This window comes from Pseudoalteromonas sp. 3J6, from assembly GCF_903995135.1.
GTDB lineage: Bacteria > Pseudomonadota > Gammaproteobacteria > Enterobacterales > Alteromonadaceae > Pseudoalteromonas.
In genome coordinates, this window is record NZ_LR877185.1 from 1,355,739 (window position 1) to 1,373,959 (window position 18,221).

The 18,221-nt window shown below is 40.6% G+C and carries 22 protein-coding genes; 8 read left to right on the forward strand and 14 right to left on the reverse strand.

The features are described from left to right. Positions 1-12: 12 nt before the first annotated feature. Together P3J6_RS06260 and P3J6_RS06265 are read right to left on the reverse strand one after the other, a co-directional pair. On the reverse strand, positions 13-894 hold the full coding sequence (locus tag P3J6_RS06260) for a TIGR03899 family protein (RefSeq protein ID WP_198522489.1): 882 nt from the start codon (positions 892-894) through the stop codon (positions 13-15). Beyond that, positions 863-1,411 (reverse strand): SRPBCC family protein, encoded by a 549-nt coding sequence (locus tag P3J6_RS06265; protein ID WP_198522490.1) that lies wholly within the window; start codon positions 1,409-1,411, stop codon positions 863-865. The genes P3J6_RS06260 and P3J6_RS06265 overlap by 32 nt, the downstream gene beginning before the upstream one ends. Before the next feature lie 299 nt (positions 1,412-1,710). Here P3J6_RS06265 and P3J6_RS06270 point away from each other — a divergent pair, with 299 nt between their 5' ends. Continuing rightward, positions 1,711-3,885 (forward strand): YgiQ family radical SAM protein, encoded by a 2,175-nt coding sequence (locus P3J6_RS06270; protein ID WP_198522491.1) that lies wholly within the window; start codon positions 1,711-1,713, stop codon positions 3,883-3,885. 72 nt (positions 3,886-3,957) lie between these two features. Here P3J6_RS06270 and mgtE read toward each other — a convergent pair whose 3' ends face one another. The 12 genes from mgtE to P3J6_RS06330 all read right to left on the reverse strand — a co-directional run bounded on the left by mgtE (position 3,958) and on the right by P3J6_RS06330 (position 13,212). Continuing rightward, complete coding sequence (gene mgtE / locus P3J6_RS06275) at positions 3,958-5,316, reverse strand: magnesium transporter (RefSeq protein WP_008115512.1); 1,359 nt, start codon at positions 5,314-5,316, stop codon at positions 3,958-3,960. 106 nt (positions 5,317-5,422) lie between these two features. Further along, entirely contained in the window at positions 5,423-5,695 is a 273-nt protein-coding gene (locus P3J6_RS06280; RefSeq protein WP_138609047.1) for an HPr family phosphocarrier protein, read from the reverse strand. A 17-nt stretch (positions 5,696-5,712) separates the two neighbouring features. Further along, positions 5,713-6,555: an RNase adapter RapZ gene (rapZ, locus tag P3J6_RS06285; protein ID WP_178954822.1), complete on the reverse strand. Its 843-nt coding sequence runs from the start codon at positions 6,553-6,555 to the stop codon at positions 5,713-5,715. 19 nt (positions 6,556-6,574) lie between these two features. Continuing rightward, entirely contained in the window at positions 6,575-7,027 is a 453-nt protein-coding gene (gene ptsN / locus P3J6_RS06290) for a PTS IIA-like nitrogen regulatory protein PtsN (protein WP_138609043.1), read from the reverse strand. A gap of 4 nt (positions 7,028-7,031) precedes the next feature. Continuing rightward, positions 7,032-7,319, reverse strand: coding sequence for a ribosome hibernation promoting factor (gene hpf, locus P3J6_RS06295; RefSeq protein ID WP_010390562.1), 288 nt, complete (start codon positions 7,317-7,319; stop codon positions 7,032-7,034). A gap of 26 nt (positions 7,320-7,345) precedes the next feature. After that, on the reverse strand, positions 7,346-8,845 hold the full coding sequence (locus P3J6_RS06300) for an RNA polymerase factor sigma-54 (RefSeq protein ID WP_138570630.1): 1,500 nt from the start codon (positions 8,843-8,845) through the stop codon (positions 7,346-7,348). 69 nt (positions 8,846-8,914) lie between these two features. Further along, positions 8,915-9,640, reverse strand: coding sequence for an LPS export ABC transporter ATP-binding protein (lptB, locus tag P3J6_RS06305; RefSeq protein WP_138609041.1), 726 nt, complete (start codon positions 9,638-9,640; stop codon positions 8,915-8,917). Beyond that, positions 9,637-10,176, reverse strand: a complete 540-nt coding sequence (gene lptA / locus P3J6_RS06310) for a lipopolysaccharide transport periplasmic protein LptA (RefSeq protein ID WP_138609039.1) — start codon at positions 10,174-10,176, stop codon at positions 9,637-9,639. Before lptA ends, lptB begins: the two co-directional genes overlap by 4 nt. Beyond that, the gene (lptC, locus tag P3J6_RS06315) at positions 10,166-10,720 is read right to left on the reverse strand and encodes an LPS export ABC transporter periplasmic protein LptC (protein ID WP_138609037.1); all 555 of its coding nucleotides are present in this window, start codon (positions 10,718-10,720) and stop codon (positions 10,166-10,168) included. Before lptC ends, lptA begins: the two co-directional genes overlap by 11 nt. Next, the gene (gene kdsC, locus P3J6_RS06320; RefSeq protein ID WP_008115528.1) at positions 10,717-11,268 is read right to left on the reverse strand and encodes a 3-deoxy-manno-octulosonate-8-phosphatase KdsC; all 552 of its coding nucleotides are present in this window, start codon (positions 11,266-11,268) and stop codon (positions 10,717-10,719) included. The genes lptC and kdsC overlap by 4 nt, the downstream gene beginning before the upstream one ends. After that, complete coding sequence (locus tag P3J6_RS06325; RefSeq protein ID WP_198522492.1) at positions 11,269-12,240, reverse strand: KpsF/GutQ family sugar-phosphate isomerase; 972 nt, start codon at positions 12,238-12,240, stop codon at positions 11,269-11,271. It lies immediately after the preceding gene. A gap of 3 nt (positions 12,241-12,243) precedes the next feature. Then, positions 12,244-13,212, reverse strand: a complete 969-nt coding sequence (locus P3J6_RS06330; protein ID WP_198522493.1) for a calcium/sodium antiporter — start codon at positions 13,210-13,212, stop codon at positions 12,244-12,246. Between the two features lie 265 nt (positions 13,213-13,477). On the opposite strand from P3J6_RS06330, the gene P3J6_RS06335 reads away from it, so the two are divergent. From P3J6_RS06335 to murA, 7 genes are read left to right on the forward strand one after another with little or no spacing between them, the layout of a single operon-like run. After that, entirely contained in the window at positions 13,478-14,293 is an 816-nt protein-coding gene (locus tag P3J6_RS06335) for an ATP-binding cassette domain-containing protein (RefSeq protein ID WP_138596635.1), read from the forward strand. Continuing rightward, on the forward strand, positions 14,293-15,072 hold the full coding sequence (mlaE, locus tag P3J6_RS06340) for a lipid asymmetry maintenance ABC transporter permease subunit MlaE (protein WP_075170492.1): 780 nt from the start codon (positions 14,293-14,295) through the stop codon (positions 15,070-15,072). The genes P3J6_RS06335 and mlaE overlap by 1 nt, the downstream gene beginning before the upstream one ends. Before the next feature lie 14 nt (positions 15,073-15,086). Next, positions 15,087-15,635, forward strand: coding sequence for an outer membrane lipid asymmetry maintenance protein MlaD (gene mlaD / locus P3J6_RS06345; RefSeq protein WP_008115537.1), 549 nt, complete (start codon positions 15,087-15,089; stop codon positions 15,633-15,635). A gap of 5 nt (positions 15,636-15,640) precedes the next feature. Beyond that, positions 15,641-16,321: an MlaC/ttg2D family ABC transporter substrate-binding protein gene (locus tag P3J6_RS06350; protein ID WP_138609031.1), complete on the forward strand. Its 681-nt coding sequence runs from the start codon at positions 15,641-15,643 to the stop codon at positions 16,319-16,321. Next, positions 16,314-16,607, forward strand: a complete 294-nt coding sequence (locus P3J6_RS06355) for an STAS domain-containing protein (RefSeq protein ID WP_198522494.1) — start codon at positions 16,314-16,316, stop codon at positions 16,605-16,607. The genes P3J6_RS06350 and P3J6_RS06355 overlap by 8 nt, the downstream gene beginning before the upstream one ends. 5 nt (positions 16,608-16,612) lie before the next feature. Then, the gene (locus P3J6_RS06360) at positions 16,613-16,870 is read left to right on the forward strand and encodes a BolA family protein (RefSeq protein WP_007378312.1); all 258 of its coding nucleotides are present in this window, start codon (positions 16,613-16,615) and stop codon (positions 16,868-16,870) included. Positions 16,871-16,884: 14 nt separating this feature from the next. Then, positions 16,885-18,144: a UDP-N-acetylglucosamine 1-carboxyvinyltransferase gene (gene murA, locus P3J6_RS06365; RefSeq protein WP_055013340.1), complete on the forward strand. Its 1,260-nt coding sequence runs from the start codon at positions 16,885-16,887 to the stop codon at positions 18,142-18,144. The last annotated feature ends 77 nt before the right edge of the window (positions 18,145-18,221 follow it).

Sequence of the window (18,221 nt, forward strand, 5' to 3'; positions counted from 1 at the left end):
TGGCTTTTTTAGTTACTTTGAAGTGTGCCACACTAATTCAAATTCCCCTTCAAATGCTGCTCCAATTAACTGTTTGTACACTTTATTAATTGGGTAATTCATTAGTCTAAACAATTCATCACCGGTTTGGGTAAACTTATAATAGCTCAGTACTAAGTCGTTACTTTTTGCTTTTAAAGTTAGTTTTTGAGTTAAAAAGGAGAGGGTTATCTCTTGTCCTGCTTTTAATGCAGCGGATTCAATTTCTTTACGGTATAACAAATTTAAGTCCATTAAGGTTAATATATCAGGGAAGCTCACACCGCTTTTACCTATGCTTAATGACACTTTATTTCCCTTACCTAATAAATCAAATAACGAGGGTTTTTTGTAATAGCCTAAAAATATTAGGTGACTACTATCTTTTTCGTTATACCCTGAAATAGACACACACTTTCTCAATGAATCCGCTTCGCGCTGGGTCATATGTTTGAGGGTTTGTAAGCTTTTTATAGAAAAGGTACCTGGGCTAATGGTTTCGCCAGTAAAAATTTTTGCCCATAATGTTTGCATTGATTGATTTGAAGTATCTTCACATAAGGCAATAAAGTGCTCTACCCAATCGGCATCAGGTTGTTTAGCGCAGGCTACATCAGGACAAAATTCCATTGCTAAGGCTAAAATAGTCTCGATATTTTGTTGTTGTTTTATTAGCAGTAGATCTTGTCTTTTTTGTGCTCGCGCTAATACTGAATGCTCGCTATTAATACGATAAAGAGACTTTGATTTACCCTGCGTATTATAGATTTGTTCATCAGCTGCAGTCGTATTACTCACTTTTGTGACCGAGTAACCTAACAGTGACTCAATAATATTGGCAAGTTTAATTCTGGCTTGTGCGGTTTTTACTGTCATGGCTTTCCATTATTGCTTGTGCATCACTGAGTTGGGCTACCGTCTTTAAGTTATTTAGCCCAAGGGTGACTATATTGCTTAATATATTTTCAGCAAATATAGCAACATAGCCAGATATAAGCGGCACAGTTGCTTGTCCTTCTATATGCCAGGTTACAGTTTTTGCATGTGGGCTAAATAGTAATCGGCTAGTAATAATATGTTCTTGATTAAATAATACATTAAATACAACTTCATTGGCGCTTAATGAAGTGATTGTCATTTCGCCTTGCCCCCACTTTCCTTGCCAAGATTGATAGGCTCCCGCACCAGCACTAGGTTCACCAATACTAAATTCAATATTGGGATCTATTTGCTGCCACGGCGACCATTTGTACCACTGAGTAAAATCTTCCACTAATGACTTTATAACAGGAGGGCGGGCATTTATTTTAATGCTTTTTTGCACGTGATAGTTTTGTGGTAAAAGTAATCCCACAACAACAAACGCCAACAGCAAGATGGCTGAAAACTGCATTAATTGTTTAAGTAGTTTAATAGGTATGCCTCATTGGTTTTAATATTACAGCATCTATGAATTATTAATAATCACAGCTTATTTAATAGTTTAGCCTAGAGTCGATCATTTTCATCTAGTTTATCTACTTTAAATAAATCTAAAAGCAGACATTAGCAGTAATCAGCTTAGATGATTTGTCTGTTTTAGTAATGCGATAAAGGTAAACAATTTTTAATCAGTGCTTTCATTTTGTGCTATATCAACGTGGATGTCGATAGGGTATAATTCGCGCCTTTTGTTATTGAACGGCCAATTTTATGAGCACATTAAAAGCTGATCGCGGCTTATTCTCATACCCTAAGTATTGGGCTGAGTGTTATGGCACAGCCCCATTTTTACCAACAACACGCGAAGAAATGGACGCGCTTGGCTGGGATAGCTGCGATATTATTATTATTAGCGGTGATGCTTATGTAGACCATCCTAGTTTTGGGATGGCCGTAATTGGCCGTGTGCTAGAAGCGCAGGGGTTTAGAGTGGGCATTATTGCTCAGCCTGATTGGAACTCTAAAGATGCCTTTATGGCATTGGGTAAGCCTAACTTATTTTTTGGTATTACAGCCGGTAACATGGATTCGATGATCAATCGTTACACCGCTGAAAAACGAATGCGTCACGATGATGCTTATACTCCGGGAAATGTTGGTGGTAAACGCCCTGACCGTGCCGTGATAATATACTCGCAACGTTGTCGTGAAGCCTATAAAGATGTGCCACTCGTTTTAGGGGGCATTGAAGCCAGCTTGCGTCGTATTGCTCATTACGATTATTGGCAAGAAAAAGTACGCCGTAGTGTATTGTTTGACGCTAAGGGTGATATTTTAATTTATGGTAATGCCGAACGTCCATTGGTTGAAGTAGCGCACCGTATCGCTGCGGGTGAAACCATGGATACCATACAAGATGTGAGAGGCACGGCGGTTATTCGTAAAGAGCCTTTACCCGGTTGGCGCGGCAGTGATTCAACAGCCATTGATAAAATTGGTAAAATAGACCCTATTCCTAATCCTTATGGGGCGGATGATGTGGGTTGTGCTAAATCAGAATTTAAGCAAGCGGGTATTGATTTAAAAGCCGAAGCTGCAAAACCAATTACCATACAGCCTGCGCGTCCTAAGCCATGGGAAAAAACTTACGTTAAGTTACCCGCTTTTGAGCAGGTCTGTGTTAATAAACCATTGTATGCCCATGCATCGCGTATTTTACACCAAGAAACCAACCCTGGTTGTGCAAGAGCGTTGTTTCAGCGTCATGGCGATCGCTCTATTTGGGTGAATCCGCCAGCCTATCCACTTGAAACCCAAGAAATGGATGATGTGTTTGGTTTACCGTATCAGCGTATTCCGCACCCAAGTTATGGCGACGACAAAATCCCTGCTTACGATATGATTAAAACGTCGGTAAACATAATGCGTGGTTGTTTTGGCGGCTGTTCGTTCTGTTCTATTACTGAGCATGAAGGGCGAATAATTCAAAGCCGATCTCAAGAATCAATTATTGAAGAGATTGAGCAAATTAGAGATAAAGTGCCAGGCTTTACTGGGGTTATTTCTGATTTAGGCGGACCAACCGCAAATATGTACAAACTGCGTTGTACCAGTAAAAAAGCAGAGAGTACCTGTCGCCGCTTGTCTTGTGTGTATCCTGATATTTGTAAGCATATGGATACTGACCATACCCCGACTATCGATTTATATAAAAAGGCGCGTGAGGTTAAAGGGATCAAAAAGATCTTAATTGCTTCAGGCGTGCGTTATGACCTTGCCGTACGTGATCCTCGTTACGTTAAAGAGTTAGTAACTCATCATGTTGGTGGGTATTTAAAAATTGCACCAGAGCACACTGAAGATGGCCCATTATCTAAGATGATGAAGCCGGGTATGGGTGCTTACGATGAATTTAAAGCGCTATTTGATAAGTACTCTAAAGAAGCGGGTAAAAAGCAGTATTTAATTCCATACTTTATTTCTGCTCACCCAGGGACTAAAGACGAAGACATGGTTAATATGGCTTTGTGGCTTAAATCGAATGACTTTAAGCTTGATCAGGTGCAAAACTTTTACCCATCACCGATGGCTAATGCGACCACCATTTATCATACTGAAATGAACTCGCTACGTAATATTAAAAATAACACAGAGCAAGTTGCGGTACCAAAAGGGGCGCGCCAGCGTCGTTTGCATAAAGCAATTTTACGTTACCATGATCCTGCCGGTTGGCCTATGATCCGCGAAGCTCTTCGTAACATGGGCAAAGCTAAACTCATTGGTAAAGGTCCAAATTGTTTAGTGCCAGAAGAAGGCAGAGATGAAAGGCAAGCCAAAGGCAGTAAAGGCGGTCGTCCAGCGCTTACTCGTCATACTGGCTTTAGTCAGTTTAAAAAAGCCAACACTAAACCTAAGGTGGGCGGTAATCGCCAGCGCGCAAGGTAAAGTAACTATCGGCTTAAACAAAAACACCGCGTATTGATGCGGTGTTTTTGTTTATAAACGTTTATAAAAAAATTAAATCAATAACCAAGTTGCAGTGCCTAAAAAGGCAAATATACCAACAATATCAGTTACCGTGGTTAGTACCACACTGCCTGCAAGTGCTGGATCTATTTTCATTTTTTTAAGCAATAGTGGGATACTAGCACCCGCAATACCTGCTGCAACTAAATTCATAAACATAGCAAACGCTAAAACACCACCGAGTTTGAAATCCCATTGCCAAAGCGCAACGACACCGGCAATTAGGATAGACCAAACCATACCGTTAATCGCGCCGATAGCGAGTTCTTTTAATAATAAAAAACGTTGGTTAGTTTGGTTGATATGGCCCACCGCGATACCGCGAATAACCAAAGTTAAGGTTTGGCTGCCTGCAACCCCACCCATTGACGGGACAATGCCATTGAGCACAGCAAGAATTGGTAATATAGCTAAGGTGTTTTCAAAAAAGCTCGCCACAATTGCAGCCAGCAATGCAGTTAGTAAGTTTACACCTAGCCAAATTGAGCGCTTTTTAGAGCTTTTTAAGACCGGCGCAAAGGTATCTTCTTCATCATCAAGACCCGCTAAGCTTAATAAGCTATGCTCTGCATCTTCACGGATAACATCAACGATATCATCAATAGTAATACGACCAAGCAAATGCGCGTTGTCATCGACCACTGGAGCTGATATCCAGTTATGCCGTTCAAATAGTTGCGCTACTTCGCTTTCATCCATTGAAATAGGAATAGATTCACACTCTTCATCCATCAAGTCCTGAACAATTTTTTCAGGGGGATTAGTTAATAAAGTGCTCAGCGATAAGGCGCCTAAAAAACAGTTATGTTTATCTACAACGTATAAGTCATCAGTGCCCTCAGGTAGTTCACCACGTAAGCGTATATAGCGCAGTACAACATCTAGAGTCACATCAGGGCGAATAGTTACCGTATCGATATTCATCAAGGCGCCAGCAGAGCGCTCTTGGTAAGATAGAGCTTGTGTTGCGCGCTCTCTATCTTGAATATCCATGGCGCTAACAACGTCTTTATATACGGTGTCTGGTAGGCTACGTAGTACTTCCCCTAAATCATCATGGCCCATGTCTTCTGTTGCAGCAGCAATGTGCTCAGGTGCCATTTGCGCAATAATGCCCAAACGTACGTCTTCAGAGAGCTCTTCAAGTACATCACCCTGCACATCGGGATCAACCAGTTGCCAGAGCATACGACGAATTTTATGGGGAGATGATTCTAAAAGAAGTGCGGTATCACAAGGTGCCGTTTTTGCTAGCATGCGCCTAACTTGAACAAATTGACCACTATTTAGTGACTTAGTCACCTGTTTTAGTTGTTGTAGTGGAATATCTTGTTCTAAAGCTTCAGGCATTGGCGTCCTTAATTAAATTTTATTACACGATGATGGGGTATCGCTTTATCTTACTTTATATCAGTAAACTACCTCAACCACTATTAACCTTAGCTTATGAGCAGGATTACTCTTGCTCATTAAATCGTTGATCAATGAGCTCACCAATTGCATTAAGTGCAGGTTCTGCGTCAGGGCCTTCACATACTACCCTAACTTCTTTGCCTTGACTGCTCTCTAATAACATAAGAGCTAGTACGCTGTCGCCAGCGGCTTGTTTATCGTCTTGAAATAACGTGATTGAGGCATCAAATTGCACAGAAAGCTGTGCCAGCACAGTAGCCGCTCTGGCATGCAGGCCTAATTTGTTTTTTATTAAAAATGTACTTTCTAACCGCATTAATATTCTCTCAAGCTTTATTCTTGTTCTCGGTGGCGAATTTTCACATTAGGATGACTCATTGCAAAACTTTCACCTATAGTTTGCGCTAAGTAAACCGAGCGGTGTTGCCCTCCAGTACAGCCAATGGCAATGGTTAAATAGCTGCGGTTATTTCTTTCTAAATGAGGCAGCCATGTTTGCACGAATGTTTGAATTTGCCATGTAAACTTTTGTACTATGCTGTGACTGGCTAAGTAGTCTTTTACTGGTTGATCTAGCCCTGTAAGCGGCTTAAGCTCAGGCTCCCAATGTGGGTTTGGTAAAAAGCGAGCGTCGAATACATAATCGGCTTCTTTGGGTATACCGTGTTTAAAGCCAAATGACTCAAAGGTAATGATCAGTTGTTTGTCTTTTTTACCGAGTATTTTTTCACGGATAGACTCAGCAAGCTGGTGCACACTTAAGCCTGTGGTATCAATCATATAATCGGCACGATTAATGAGTACATCAAGGAGTTGCTTTTCTTTTTTTATAGCCAAATCAAGTGGCAGAGAATCAATAGAAAGAGGGTGAAGACGCCGTGTTTCTGAAAAGCGTTTAATTAAGGTTTGATCGTCACTGTCTAAATAAAACACCGTTGGCTTAGTAAAACCAGGCAAATACTCAATGATTTCATTAAACTGTTGTTGTTCTTTAGGTAAGTTACGCACATCAACACTTACAGCTATTTTATTGTAGCTGTCGGAAACACTACGAACAAGAGATGGTAATAAATTTAAAGGTATATTATCTACACAATAATAACCTAAATCCTCAACAACGCGTAACGCAACAGATTTACCAGAACCTGAGCGACCACTTATAATTATTAATTCCATTTATCACCCTTTATTATTGCTACGGTTGACTTACAATGATCTGGTACAGTTCACTGTCGGATTTTGCCGCCCGTAATTGCTTACAAAATTCTTTATCGTTGAGCTTTTCAGCTATAGTGGCTAAGGTTTTTAAATGCTGCTTATTGTCACCGTCGGGTACAATTAAGGCAACAAAAATGTCGACCGGTCGATTATCTATTGCATCAAAATTAATAGCCGCTTCGCTCACTAATATAAGTGCAAGAGGCTCTTGTACACCACTCATACGACCATGAGGAATTGCAATTCCTCGGCCTATACCTGTGCTCCCTAGTTTTTCTCTTGCTGTTAATGCATTAAGAATATCTTGTTGAGCTAAATAGGGCAGTTTATTGTGAGCCAATTCACTGATAAATTCTAAAATTCTTTTTTTACTATTAAAAAGGACCGCAGCTTTACTGCAGTCCTGACAGATAAGTGAGCTTAGTTTCATAGTGTTAGTGTCGAGCAAGTTTCTCTTTGTGTTTAATTACTTGACGATCTAGCTTGTCAATCAGCGAGTCTATAGCGGCATACATATCTTGGTGTTCAGTAGAAGCAAAAATCTCAGCGCCACTAACATGAACGGTTGCTTCGGCTTTTTGGTTTAGTTTTTCTACATCGAGAATAACGTGCACATTCGTTATGTGATCAGTGTGCCTCTGTAACTTCGAAAATTTACTATTTACGTAGTCTCTAAGCGAGTCGGTAATATCTACATGGCGACCAGTTAAATTCAGTTGCATAAACATTTTCCTCTTTGTTGTACGCCTTAAATCAAACTTTTACGTTGATTTGACGGGGGAATAGCTAGAGATTCGCGATACTTTGCAATAGTTCTCCTTGCTACTTTAATTCCTTGCTCAGCCAATATATCTGCAATTTTGCTATCACTCAATGGTTTAGCTGAGTTTTCTGCAGCGATTAATTTTTTAATTAATGCGCGTATTGCTGTTGAAGAACATTCACCACCATTTTCAGTGCTTACATGGCTGGAAAAGAAATATTTAAGCTCAAAAATACCGCGTGGTGTATGCATGTATTTTTGCGTAGTAACACGTGAAATAGTCGACTCGTGCATTTCTACCATTTCGGCTACGTCATTAAGTACCATAGGCTTCATCGCCTCAGGACCATGTTCAAAAAAGGCCTGTTGTTGCTGCACAATACAGTTGGTTACTTTAAGCAGCGTGTCGTTTCTACTCTCTAAGCTTTTTATAAACCATTTAGCTTCTTGTAAATGTGAGCGAATGAACTGGCTATCGCCACTTGATTTGACCGTACGAGACATAGCTGCATATTGGCTGTTTACCCTAATCTTAGGCATGCTATCTGGGTTTAGTTCAACCACCCAACGGCCTTTCACTTTTTTAACCGACACATCAGGAATAACGTACTCTGACTCTTCTCTAACGATAGTGTCTGCCGGTTTTGGGCTAAGGGTGTGAATTAACGTCATGACTTCTTTAAGCTCATCTTCTTTGAGCTTAGTTTTTTTCATTAACGTGCGATAATCACGCGCAGCCAATAAATCAATGTGATCAGTTAAGATCATTTTTGTTTCGTTTAAAAAAGGCGTGTCTTGGTCAAACTGATTCAGTTGAATACATAAGCACTCTTGTAAACTACGCGCCGCTATTCCCACCGGATCAAATAACTGAATACGCTTTAATACCGCTTCTATTTCATCAAGTTCAACTTCATCTTCTATGTCGTTCTCTTGATTAAAGCTCTCTAATATTTCTTCACAGCTAAGGGTTAAAATGCCCGAATCGTCCACGGCTTCTACGATAGCAATCGCGATGGCTTCATCAGTAGGGCTAAACGGTGTCAGTTGCAATTGCCACATTAAATATTCATGTAGCGTTTCAGTTGAAGAGCCTTGATAAATTGATTCATCTTCAGGCATTGGTCCTGATGAAGAGGCAGGTGCTGCGCTCATGTATTCATCCCATGTAACATCCATTGCCATATCATCGCTAATGGTGTCTTTGGTCATGGCTTCGCCGCTATCTTGCTCATATTCGCTAGGTTTTTCATCAGCTGAAGCACTTAGCGTTGACTCATCGATATCGGCTTTTTGTTCGTTTTTACCCGCAGCATCTTCACTGTAATCTTGTTCTTCAACTTCAAGCAAGGGATTGCTATCGAGCGCTTCTTGAATTTCTTGCTGGAGATCCAATGTACTGAGTTGCAATAAGCGAATTGCTTGTTGCAACTGTGGAGTCATTGTAAGTTGCTGGCCCATGCGCAGCTGTAATGATTGCCTCATTTATCTCTAACAATCCTTTTAAATTAGTATAATTAATATTAGCAGATGCTTAGTGTAATAACACACATATTAGAGCTTGAACTGCTCGCCTAAATAAACATCGCGTACCGTTTTATCGTTTAATACATATTCTGGAGTGCCTGATGCAATTAACTCTCCATGAGAAACTATGTAGGCTTTTTCACAAACATCAAGAGTTTCGCGTACGTTGTGATCTGTGATCAATACGCCAATTCCTCGATTTTTAAGGTGTTCTATAATTTTTTTAATATCTAATACAGAGATAGGATCAACCCCTGCAAAGGGTTCGTCTAATAGTATAAATTTAGGATTTGCTGCTAATGCTCGCGCAATTTCAACACGGCGGCGCTCACCACCTGATAGGGCCATACCTTGGCTGTCACGAATATGCTGAATACTAAATTCATCAAGTAAATTATTTAAGGTATCTTCACGTTGCTGCTTATTAAGCTCTTTGCGTGTTTCTAAAATAGCCATTAAGTTTTGGTAGACCGTCAGCTTTCTAAAAATCGATGATTCTTGTGGTAAATATCCTATCCCTAGGCGAGCTCGGCTGTGCATTGGTAATAAAGTGATATCTTGATCATCGATTGATATTTTGCCTTTATCGCTCGGTACAAGGCCTACAATCATGTAAAAAGTCGTGGTTTTACCTGCGCCATTGGGGCCAAGTAAGCCGACAATGCTGCCAGCTTCAACCTCTAGGCCAACGTTTTTCACCACTTCACGGCCTTTATAGCTTTTCGCTAATAGCTCTGCTTTTAATGTGCTCATGGTTGGCCTTTATCGTCTTCTTTTTTGTTTTCAACAGGTACTAAAATAGTGTGTACACGGTCTGTTGAGTTTTCGTCTTTTTCTGCGCTAATTAACTGCTGCTCTATATCGTAGGTGATACTTTTAGCAGTTATTTTTTGACCTGCTTGAGCAATACTGGCTTCGCCGATTAAGGTTAAAAAACGCTGCGAAACATCGTAACGCACTTCATTCGCACTGGCGCTCATAATGGTGCCATCAGCTTGTGTTTCTTCAAAATAAGCAGGGCTGCCTGTGGCAATTAAAAGTTGCTTATTCTCACCTAAGTCATCACGTTTATGTACTTCTAAACGGTCAGCGTTAATGCGGCGATTACCATGAATAATTTCAACATTTTTCTCAAAAATGCCCACGTTTTCTTTTAATTGACCTTCCTGCCTGTCAGCACTAATTGAGATTTGATTAGCCGCAGGAGCTTCAGTGGTTTCCTCTGCATGGCTATGAAATGCAATCAGTAGTGAAGGAACAATTAAAATTTTAAATAGGTTATTGGTCATAATATAGGGTTCGCGTATGGTTAATAAGTTTAATCACTTCGGTTTTTAAATCGGCTTCAAGGCCTTTACCCATGATTTTTAAATTAGGTCCGGTAATAACGACAGGCTGCTCTGATTGCATAGTGAGTAGTTTTATATCTACATTGATGCTATCGGCTGTGATCGTATCGATCATGGCGTTATCGATTAAATTTAGCGCTTTCACATTGCCCTCTAATACGAGTTGACGATCGTCGTAGAGGGTGGCCTCATCAGCGTTAATACGCCATGTTTGCTGCTCGTTGTATAACGTAAATATAGGCTTTTCAAAAAAAGTAAAACCAAGTTGTTGGTATAATTCCATTTTTACCGCAGTTACTTTATGGCTTATTTTACCTTGATCATTATAAGCGGTTTGTTTTAGCTCAATCGCGGTATAATCAGGTTTAGCAATAGCTTGAGTTTGCTCATCCGCAACAATATCTACCTGAGAAAAATAAGGATACCAAAGCCAAACCATACAGCTTATGAATAAAATGCTCAGTATAATTCGAGCTACATTCATGAACTGGTTCCTTGGCTAGTAAGTGGCTTATTGTTTTCAAGCATCAATAAATCGGTTAATTCTCTTACTGCGCCAAAGCCGCCTGGCAATTGAGTGACATAATGCGATAAACGTTTAATCAGTGGGTGGGCGTCGTTTACGGCTACAGCAAACCCGACTTTCTCCATGACTGGCATATCAGGGCCATCGTCACCAATGTAAGCTATTTGCTCATCGCTTAGCGCTAATTTTTGTTTTAATTCTTGATAGGCTATGAGTTTATCTTCTTGGCCTTGGTATATATGTTGTACGGTTAAACTGCTCATACGTTGTTGAACTATTTGTGAGTGACGGCCTGTGATCACGGCAACTTCAAAACCACTATTAATAAGGGCTTTAATGCCAAACCCGTCTTTGGTATTAAATGCTTTGAGTTCTTCACCTTGGTTGCCAAGATAAATACGTCCATCAGAAAACACACCATCAATATCGCAAATTAATAATTTTATTTTTTTTGCGCGCGCTTTTGCATCATCACTTAACGGCTGATAAAGATCTTCAAACTGCATTTATAGCACTCCCGCTTTTAGTAAGTCTTGCATATTTAATGCGCCAATGGGGTGATTATGCTCATTAATCACAATTAAACCATTAATACGTTTTTGTTCCATAATGTTCAGTGCTTCAGCCGCGAGCATGTCTTGTGTAGCTGTTGTACATGACTTTGTCATCACAACATTAATTTCTGTGCTGTGTATATCAACACGTTGCTCTAAAATACGGCGTAAATCACCATCGGTAAACAACCCCGATAATTGCTGATTATCATCTATTATAGCGGTCATACCGAGCCCTTTGGCAGACATTTCAATTAGGGCGTCTTTAATGGTTTGCGTTTCATTAATAATAGGCGTGTGAATACCGCTGTGCATTACATCTTTTAAAGTTAAGAGCAAGCGTTTGCCTAAACTGCCCCCTGGATGCGACAGTGCAAAATCATCAGCTGTAAAACCACGGGCTTCTAATAAAGCTACCGCCATTGCATCTCCCATAGCGAGTGTTGCTGTGGTGCTTGCTGTTGGCGCTAAGCCTAATGAGCAGGCTTCTTGTTCAACTTTAATACACACATGCACATTTGCCAATGTTGCCATGGTTGACGTTTCGTTGCCTGTCATAGCAATCATTTTAGCGCCAATACGTTTTAATACCGGAATAATATTAAGTACTTCACTGGTTTCGCCAGAGTTAGAAATAAGCATAACTACATCACTGGCGGTGATCATGCCTAAATCGCCATGACTTGCTTCACCAGGGTGTACAAAAAATGCGGGGCTGCCAGTACTCGCTAAAGTGGCTGCTATTTTATTACCGATATGGCCCGACTTACCCATGCCAATAACAATAATACGGCCTGAGCAGTCGTACATTAATTGGCACGCTTGATCAAAGCTTTCATTAACGTATTGTGCGATATCGCTGAGTGCTTGACGTTCTATATCAAGGACGCGCAAGCCTTGTTGAATAAAATTTAGCGTTGCCATGGATCACCCTACTTGACTAAAAATATAACCTTGGTAAATCATAAATGCGACGATGAGTAAGCCACCTTCTACTCTATTGATACGTCTTTGACCTCTAAAGTTCAATGACATAGCAATGAGCGCCAAGGTTGCACCTATCATAATGATGACATCACGGTTAGCTACTGATGCGTCAATAACCGACGGGTTAATTAATCCTGCCAGCGGTAATACAGCGAGAATATTAAAAATATTTGAGCCAACAATGTTACCCAGTGCTAGGTCATCTTCATTTTTAAGAACACCTGCAATAGAGGCGGCAAGTTCAGGTAAACTAGTACCTATGGCTATTATTGTTAAACCAATTACTAAGTTACTTAAGCCAAAATATTTTGCAATATCAACGGCTGAGCCAACTAAAAAGTGTGAGCTAACAGGAAGTAAAATCATTCCGACGACTAACCAAAAAACGGCTTTTTTGGTTGGGACATTATCAGGTACTTCATCACAGGCTTCGCTAACAAAGGGGTCGTCTTGGTTTTTTGCTCGCAGTGATACAAAAATAAGTCCACCAATAAAAGTAATAAAGCCAAAAAGTAAGGCTGCGCCTTCAAAAAATGAAAAGTAGTTATCTGAAAAAATATACCAAGTGGCGATAGACACCAGTAATACCAGTGGAATTTCACGTCTTAATGTACTTGAAGAGACTGAAAGCGGTCTTAAAAGTGCTGTAATACCTAATACTAATAATATGTTAGTGATGTTTGAACCAACTGCATTACCTACGGCTGTATCGGTTTTATTTGCCAAAGCAGCTGAAGCGGATACCATCATTTCAGGGGCCGATGAGCCCATAGCTACCACGGTTAAACCTACAATTAATGTTGGTACGCCAAAGTTTTTAGCCAGTGCAGCCGCACCATAAACAAACCTGTCTGCACTCCATACGAGAGCCGCAAAACCGAGAATTAAAATGACAAACGAGGTAACCATTGTGATAAGCCAGCTAGTGTAAATTCAGATAGCGCGAATAGTAACAAAAGCCACCATAAAAGTATAAGTAAAAGAGTAAGCTGTAATACATTAGGCGGTTATTAAAATAATTATTTACTGTGTTGATTTGCTTGTTTAAGCATCGGTTAAGCCAATTTGTCGCAGTCTTATAGCTGTTTTTACGTGGCTATTACAAAATCTTACGAATTGTTTTTTCCATCTTGACCAAAAAACCCTTAAAATAGAAATATGAGAGAGTATTGTTATGGAGAGCGACTTGTCGCAATCAATAGTAGAAGTCAAGGATGTTACCTTTTCTAGAGGCGATAGGGTCATATACAAAAATATGAGCTTTGATGTCCCAGAAGGTAAAATTACTGCCATTATGGGGCCAAGCGGAATTGGCAAAACCACGATGCTGCGCTTAATTGGTGGCCAGCTCAAACCCGACTCCGGTGATATTTTATTTAAAAACGACAGCATAGTTGCCATGTCCCGTAAAGAGCTCTACGCGGCACGTAAACGTATGAGTATGTTATTTCAAAGCGGTGCATTATTTACCGATATGTCGGTGTTCGATAATATCGCATTTCCTATCCGCGAGCACACTCAGCTCAGTGAAGATTTAATTCGTTTAGTGGTTTTAATGAAACTACAAGCAGTTGGCTTACGTGGTGCTAAAGATTTAATGCCTTCAGAGTTATCTGGTGGAATGGCACGTCGTGCAGCCTTGGCTCGCTCTATAGCGCTTGATCCTGAACTGATTATGTATGATGAGCCTTTTGCAGGACAAGATCCTATCTCAATGGGAGTGTTGGTTAAGCTTATTAAATCTTTAAATGAAGTACTTGGTTTATCTTCTTTAATTGTTACACACGATGTGACTGAAGTAATGAGCATTGCCGACCACGTTATTATTATTGCCGAGCAAGGTGTGATTGGTAGCGGCACGCCAGATGAAATGCGTAAGCACGAATCACCACTTGTGCAACAATTTTTGAAAGGGTTATCAGATGGGCCTGTACCATTTCATTATCCAGCACAAACCTATGCAGATGAACTGTTAGGAGAGCCGCAGTAATGTTGGATTTACTACAAAAAATAGGCCATAAAACACTGGGTCGTTTTGCTGCGCTTGGGCGTTCAACTCACATGCTAGCAAGTGCATTATGGCACTTACCCAATTTAAAAAAAGGTACGCCTCTGCTGGTGCGTCAACTCTACATGGTTGGTTCACAATCGCTGTTGATTATTGTGGTGTCGGGATTATTTATCGGCATGGTTTTAGCGCTGCAAGGTTATACCGTTTTAGTTGATTATGGTGCAGAAGATAGCCTAGGCCCGTTAGTAGCGCTTAGCTTGTTACGTGAGCTTGGACCGGTAGTTACTGCGTTATTATTTGCAGGCAGAGCAGGCAGTGCGTTAACCGCTGAAATCGGCTTAATGAAAGCCACCGAGCAGTTATCGTCGCTAGAGATGATGGCTATTGACCCGCTTAGACGTATTATTGCACCGCGATTTTGGGCTGGCTTAATTAGTATGCCGTTACTGGCATTAATTTTTTCAGCGGTCGCTATTATTGGTGCTCACTTAGTGGGTGTTGATTGGCTAGGTGTTGATACCGGAAGCTTTTGGTCAATAATGCAAGCTCAGGTGTCGTTTGAAAAAGATATACTAAACGGTTTAATTAAAAGTATCGTATTTGCGATTGTTGTCACTTGGATTGCGCTTTATAAAGGGTATGACTGTGTTCCTACATCAGAAGGGATCAGCAAGGCAACAACAGAAACAGTGGTGCATTCATCACTGGCGGTATTAGGTTTTGACTTTATTTTGACAGCGGTAATGTTTACTAGCTAATAGGGTATTAAATAATGAATTCACGGAAATTAGAAATTTTAGTTGGTTTTTTTGTCGCGCTGGGTATCTTGGCATTTTCAATGCTAGCGCTTAAAGTGGCCAATTCAGGTATTAGCGGCTCAGGTGAAACCTACACATTAAACGCCAAGTTTGAAAATATAGGCTCATTAAAAACTCGCGCGCCTATTAAAGTAGGGGGAGTTGTTATTGGTCGTGTCGAGTCAATTTATGTACACCCGCAAGAGTTTTTACCAGTAGTAAATATGAGTATTGATGCGCAGTATTTATGTCGTTTTTCAGATACCAGCTCTATCTCAATTTTAACCTCGGGTATTTTAGGTGAACAATACTTAGGTATTAACCCTGTGATCGCCTCAGATTCAGCTAAACAACGTTGTTTAGGCGAAGATGTTGCAAACAGTGCGCAAGACCAAGCTATTGACGATTTATTTGGGGTGCAAAGCAAAGCATTAGCAAGTGGCGATTCAATCACTGATACAAAATCGGCATTGGTACTTGAAGAATTAATTGGCCAGTTTTTATTCAATCAAGGTAGTGAGTGATTATTATGTTGAAAACATTTTTAGCAAGTATTGCACTGGTAAGTTTAATGCTAGTACAAAGCGTGCAAGCAGCAGAAGTAAAATTAACTGATCCCAATAAAATGGTTCGCCAAGTTGCTGATAATACCTTTGCACGAATTACCCAAGATCAACCATTAATAGTAAAAGATAAAGAACATTTACGTGTTATTGTTGAAGAAGAGTTAATGCCGTACATCGACTACAAATATGCGGCACTGAGAGTGTTAGGTAGCGAAGTGTCTAAGGTACGCGCAATTACCGACAAGGCAGAAAAAGCAAAAGCAATTGAAGATATTCAGCGTTTTATTGGTGCGTTTAGAGAGTATTTAGTTGCCACCTATGCAGGTGTATTTACCCAATACACTAATCAACAAGTTGAATTTGCTGCCGAGCAACCGTTTAAAGGTAAAGACGTGGTGGTGGTAAAAACCAAAATTGTTGAAGCGGGTAAACCTGATATAAAAATTGATTTTAAAGTACGTGAAGACCGAAGCGGTGAGTGGCGCGCTTACGACATGATTGCTGAAGGTATTAGTTTACTTGATGCAAAACAAAGTGAACTTCAGGGGATTTTACGTCAACAAGGTATTGACCATGTTAGCGGCCTATTAGAGCAAAAAAGTAAGCTACCGGTTCAGTTTAGAGGCAGCGATACAAATGAGTAAATTGGCAATCAGCCAAGTTGATGAGCAGCATTTACGAGTTACTGGTGAATTGACTCATAACTCAATTGGCAGTGAACGGCTTCTGAACACTAAGCGACAAACTAAGCATAAAACCCTTTATTTTGACCTAACTGAGGTCACAAGGGTTGACACAGCCGGCTTAGCTTGGTTAATTCACTCTTTTACAGAATTTAAGCAGCAAGGTATTCGCCTTGAATTGCAAAACCCACCTGAACAACTGCAAAATCTTATGCAGTTGGGTCAGGTTACAACCCTATTTGAGTGAGAGTTATGGAAACGAGTCAAGTCGAAACATTATTACGCGACGAACTTCAGTTAGCTGAAGTACATGTAAAAGCCAATGGCAGTCATTATGAAGTAATTGCAGTTGGTGAATGCTTTGACGGATTAAGTCGTGTTAAAAAGCAACAGTTAGTGTATGGCCCATTAATGAATACTATTTCAGATGGCACCATTCATGCTGTTTCTATCCGCGCTTTTACTCCGACTGAGTGGAAACGTGAGCAAAAATTCATTTTACCGCAATAAATAAGGCCCCTTAGATGGATCAATTTGTAATTCAAGGTGGCACTTCGCTGGCTGGTGAAGTAACTATTTCTGGCGCTAAAAATGCGGCACTGCCTATTTTATTTGCAGCCTTATTACCTGAGGGCAAAAGTACCTTTACTAATGTACCGCGCCTTCGCGATATTATAACTACTGAAGCCTTATTAAAAACCTTAGGCGCTGATGTTCAGTGGCAAGGTGACTCACTGATTATTGATGGTGCCACGGTAAATAGTACACTAGCGCCTTATGAGTTAGTAAAGCAAATGCGCGCATCAGTGCTCGCACTTGGGCCTTTAGTGGCTCGTTTTGGTGAGGCTCAAGTATCTTTGCCTGGTGGCTGTGCTATTGGTGCACGCCCAGTTGATATTCATATTCAAGGTTTAGAGCGCATGGGCGCGCAAATAACTGTGGAAAATGGTTATATTAATGCCAAAGTTGATGGACGCTTAAAAGGCGCTGAAATTTTCATGGAAATGATCAGTGTCGGTGCTACCGAAAACTTACTCATGGCGGCAACGCTTGCAGATGGCAAAACTGTTTTAGAAAATGCAGCGCGCGAGCCCGAAATTATCGATTTAGCTAATTGCTTAATTGCAATGGGCGCTAAAATTACTGGTGCAGGTTCTAGCCGTATTGAGATTGAAGGGGTTGAGCGCCTATCAGGTTGTGAGCACCGCATATTACCGGATCGTATTGAAACCGGTACCTTCTTAGTTGCCGCCGCGATGGCCGGTGGCGAAGTACTGTGTAAAATGACCGACTTTCATTCACTTGAGCCGGTAATTGAAAAACTGCGTGCAACCAACGCGTTACTAGAAGTGCATGAGGATAGTATTTATCTTGATATGCGAGGCCGAGAGCTTAAAGCGGTTAATATTAAAACTATGCCGCACCCAGGTTTCCCAACCGACATGCAAGCTCAATTTACCGCTTTAAATGTAGTGGCTAACGGCAGTGCGACCATTACCGAGACTATTTTTGAAAATCGTTTTATGCATGTGCCTGAGTTACAGCGTATGGGCGCTAATATTCGCCTTGAAGGCAATACGGCTTTTTGTGGTGAAACACAAAGCTTATCGGGTGCGCAGGTTATGGCAACCGATTTACGAGCATCAGCGAGCCTTATTTTAACGGGAATTGTGGCCCAAGGTGAAACGGTTGTTGATCGTATTTATCATGTAGATAGAGGTTATCAGCGTATTGAAGACAAACTCAGTGCGTTAGGTGCTAACATTAAGCGCAAAAGCAATTAGTTATATTAATACAATTATTATTCTAACGCATAAAAAACGCGATAATATATCGCGTTTTTTTATGTCTAATGCCAAAA